This is a genomic window from Acinetobacter sp. YH12134, from assembly GCF_013418555.1.
Classification (GTDB): Bacteria; Pseudomonadota; Gammaproteobacteria; order Pseudomonadales; family Moraxellaceae; genus Acinetobacter; species Acinetobacter indicus.
Genome location: NZ_VPBT01000058.1, coordinates 1 through 1,100 on the forward strand (window position 1 = coordinate 1; position 1,100 = coordinate 1,100).

The 1,100-nt window shown below is 51.5% G+C and carries 1 protein-coding gene; it reads left to right on the top strand.

Annotated features, from left to right (window positions below; genetic code table 11):
• On the top strand, positions 1-1,100 hold a 1,100-nt coding region (locus tag FTU69_RS14675; protein WP_180104107.1), incomplete at both ends, for a phage late control D family protein.

A 1,100-nucleotide genomic window follows, 5' to 3' on the forward strand; every position in this document is an offset into this window, starting at 1 on the left:
CAGGGCCAGCTGTTTCGCAGCAGCGGTATTATCACCGCAGCCGCGCAAGGCCAGAGTGATGGCTCTCTCACCCTCTATAAACTTACGCTAGAAGATCCAACCGCACTCTGGCATAAACGCCGTAACAGCCGCGTGTTTATGAATAAAAGCGTGCGTGAGGTCAGTGAAATTCTGTTTAAAGAATGGCAAAACAAAAGCCCACTCTTTGCCGCCAGCCTGACCCTGGACTTAACCGGACTGACCCAGGAACTGGATGTGCGTCCTTTTATCATGCAGTCCAATGAAACCGACTATGACTTTTTGACCCGGCTCTGGCGCAGTGAAGGCATTAACTGGCTGATTGATGAAGCCCAGTTACAGGTCGTACATTCCAGCAGCCCGATACAGGCCCAGAAACTGCGCCTGATTGATGACAACAGCCAGTACAGTGCCTTAAACCGCCGCAGCATTCGTTTTCATCGCTCCAGTGCCACCGAACAATTAGATAGCATCACCCAGTTGATTGCCCAGCGCAGCCTGCAACCGACGGCCGTACATTTACAGCGCTGGCAGTCGGATAGCCTGAGCCAGGAAGAAGGTGCCGGTTCAGTGCAAAGCAAACACCAGCACAGTCATAATCAGGACAATGCCAGCTTAAGCCTGGAACAAGCCTGGCAGATCAGCCCGGCCTGGATGCAGGATTTAAATGGTGAAGACCAGGCCACAGCCTCTTCCAACAACCAGCTGGACAAGCTGAACCAGAACCTCAGTCACTACCACGACCTGCAATCCAAATACTTCAGCGCGCATTCCACCGTCCGTGATGCCCAGGTTGGCTACTGGTTTGAACTGAATGAACACCCGGAAATTGACCAGCACAGCGCAGCCGACAAAGAATTTCTAATTACCGGCAAACAGTTCTATAACCAGAACAACTTACCCAAAGACCTCAATCAGCAGATTAACCAGCTACTCAGTCAAAGCCACTGGCATAGCCATTTTAGTTTTCAACAAAAACAACACCCGGATGAACGTCAAGGCAATACCTTAACCTTACAACGTCGCAACATCCATACGGTACCGGAATACCACCCACTACAGCACCGACCGGCGGCTCATCC